1 protein-coding gene and 1 pseudogene are annotated in these 3,183 nt (G+C 46.7%); both read right to left on the bottom strand.

The window, feature by feature from the left end:
* Window positions 1-208 precede the first annotated feature (208 nt).
* A complete protein-coding gene (gene mutS / locus PX636_RS09700) occupies window positions 209-2,857 on the bottom strand; it encodes a DNA mismatch repair protein MutS (RefSeq protein WP_288116954.1) in 2,649 nt (882 codons plus the stop codon).
* A gap of 195 nt (window positions 2,858-3,052) precedes the next feature.
* Window positions 3,053-3,183 (bottom strand): annotated as a pseudogene (locus PX636_RS09695) (allophycocyanin subunit beta); the annotation flags it as partial.

Raw genomic sequence — 3,183 nt, 5'->3', positions numbered from 1 at the left:
TGATCAGTAATCAGTAATCAGTAAACAGAAAGTAGCGAAGTTTTTAGCTATAACTGATACCAAATCCAGTTATTAAGTTGTTGGTTATAATTAAATTAAAAATGAATTTTAGGTTCGATCCCCCCTGCCCCCCTTGATAAGGGGGGTGCCGATAGGCGGGGGGATCTACCCTTGATAAGGGGGGTGTCTGATAATTTTTAACACATACCTACTTACTGTCATCAAAAATATCTAACTGCTGCAGAGATGGGGGATTATCCGACTTAACTGGTTTAATTTTCTTAATTCCTTGACGCAAACCGATCGCAATTTTACTATGTTTTTCGATTTGACCCATCACCTGCATGGCACGATCGATCACAGAAGCTGGTAAACCGGCTAATCTCCCCGCTTCGATACCATAGGATTTATCCGCACCTCCCGGTCGTACTTGGTGCAAAAATACTATCTCATGGGGTAATTCTTTGACCGTTACCTGATAATTGGCTACATTCTCTAAAATTGAAGCTAATTCGTTCAGTTCGTGGTAGTGAGTGGCGAAAATCGTCCGCGATTGCAGTACCGTGGCTAAATACTCCGCCACAGACCAAGCTATGGATAAACCGTCAAAGGTGGCTGTCCCCCGGCCAATTTCGTCTAATAATACTAATGATCTGTCTGTGGCGTGATTGAGAATATTGGCGGTTTCGTTCATTTCCACCATAAAGGTGGATTGGCCCGTAGCGAGGTCATCCACAGCCCCCACCCGGGTGAAAATGCGATCGCAGATCGAGATTTTGGCCGACTTTGCTGGGACAAAACTGCCGGTTTGGGCCAACAATTGAATTAATCCCACCTGTCGCAGATAACAACTTTTGCCACTAGCATTGGGACCGGTGAGAATAATCAAGTCGGGGTATTCTAAACCCTCCTGATTGCCCAAATTAATCGAATTCGGCACAAAAAAGCCAGCCCCAAGGGATTGTTCCACCACGGGATGACGACCATCTTTAATATCGATAAGACGACCATCCGCGATTTCTGGGCGACAATATCCCTGATAAACGGCGATTTCTGCCAATGCTGCCAACACATCCAAAGCGGCGACTTTTGTGGCCACTTCCCGAATTTCTGGGGAAAATTCGGCCACTTGACGGCGTAAATCGCTAAAAATCTCGTATTCTAACTTATTTAATTCATCTACTGCCGTCAGAATTATATTTTCTTTCTCCTTTAACTCGGTGGTGATATAACGTTCCTCATTGACTAAAGTTTGCTTACGCACATAATCTTTTGGGGCGAAATCGGCTTTACTGCGGGGTAAACTGATATAATAACCGAAAGTTTTGTTATAATTAACCTTAAGGTTGCTAATACCCGTTCTTTCTTTTTCTGTCGTCTCCAGATTCTTAAACCAATCGATTACTTCCTGATAGTCGCGCCGCAGGGCATCCAATTGGGCATCAATTCCCTCGCGAATCACCCCCCCTTCCTTCAGATGCAGCGGGGGAGATTCCACCAGATGCGCTATCACCTGCTGGCCTAATTTTTCTAAATCGGCGGGAATTTGCTGTAAAGCTTTCAAATAGGGCGAATTTCCCGAAGCAACCAAAGCCGCTAAATCGGCTAATTTGACTAAAGATGCCGCTAGGGAAAGTAAATCGCGGGCGTTAGCCGTTCCTGCGCCAACACGACCGCTTAAACGTTCTATATCGTAGATTTCCCTTAATTTTTGCCGAATATCTTGGCGCAGGGCGGGATTATCCTTTAACTCTTGGATAGTATCTTGACGGGCGCGAATACCGCGAGAATCTAAGAGGGGTTGCAGTAACCAACGACGTAAGGCGCGACTACCCATGGCCGTACAAGTACGATCGATCGCCCATAATAGAGAACCATAGAAGCTACCATCGCGCACCGTTTGGGTAATTTCAAGGTTGCGACGGGTTTGCCCATCTAAAATCAAAAATTCGGAGATAGAGTAGGTTTTTAAAGGTTGTAGGGGGACTTGATTGGCTTTTTGGGTATCTTCAATGTATTCTAATAGGCCTCCGGCTGCGCGAATAGCAAGGGGTAAATGTTCGCAGCCCATCCCCTCTAGGGAACGCATTTTATAGGTGATTAAGAGACGATTTTTCGCCTCTGTGAGAGTAAAGATAGTTTGGGGACGGAGAGAATAACAAAAACTATCGGGTAAACAGGGGGGGAGATGGTCAGATTTTTCCCCGGGGCGCAAAATACGGTTTAAATCGGGGGCATTGATGGGAAAAAGGATTTCTGAGGGCTGTAAACGGCTTAATTCTAGGCTTAAAGCCGTTAAATCGCTGGCTTGGGTGGTGTAGAATTCTCCGGTGGAGATATCTGCATAGGCTAATCCCCAATTTTCTCCGGTGATCACCACTGCGGCTAGAAAATTATTCTTTTTTGCGTTTAACATTCCCTCATCGGTGAGGGTTCCGGGGGTGAGCAGTTTGGTGATAGCGCGTTCTACGAGCCGTTTTTCGGCGGCTGCTTCCGTTGAATCCTCTACTTGGTCACAAATCGCCACCGCATAGCCTTTTTCCACCAATAAACGACTATAGCGCTCTAGGGCGTGGTGGGGAACCCCGGTCATGGCGACTCTCCCAATCCCTTTACCCCCTTCCTTGCTGGTGAGAACTAATTCTAATTCTCTGGAGATAATCACCGCATCCTGAAAGAAACACTCGAAAAAATCGCCCACACGATAGAGTAAAAGAGCATTGGGATAGGTTTCTTTTACCTCCACATAATGCTGGTACATGGGGGTGAGTTTATCGCGATCGAGTCCGCGATAATCACGATGGGGATCTTTATTGGTAGCCGGTGGTTCTAGGGGAAAATCCGAGGGGAGAGTCATGGGTCAAAGAAAGCTGGACAATGTTTTAATCAACTGTTCCCCACCCCTTGGCTGAGTGGGAAGTTTCTGACGCTTCTTCGTCGATGGCGGTTGCCTCAGACTTCCGCACCAGGAGAACCACTTAATGGTTCCCCTTGCTGCATCTTCCCCACTCCCCTAGGCTGAGAGTGGGGACTGACGCAGGTTCGTTCAATATTAGATAGACACTTCGCTTAATTCGCGAGTGAGATGATCAAAGGGTTCAGCGATCAAAGAGGTGTCGGCAATACCCGCCTCAGTAGCCATGGTTTGAATCATTTCGCTCATGATTTGGATACCGCGCACCG

It is taken from the genome of Microcystis sp. M53598_WE2 (assembly GCF_030067735.1).
GTDB classification, from domain to species: domain Bacteria; phylum Cyanobacteriota; class Cyanobacteriia; order Cyanobacteriales; family Microcystaceae; genus Microcystis; species Microcystis aeruginosa.
This window is presented reverse-complemented; position numbering and strand designations above follow the sequence as displayed.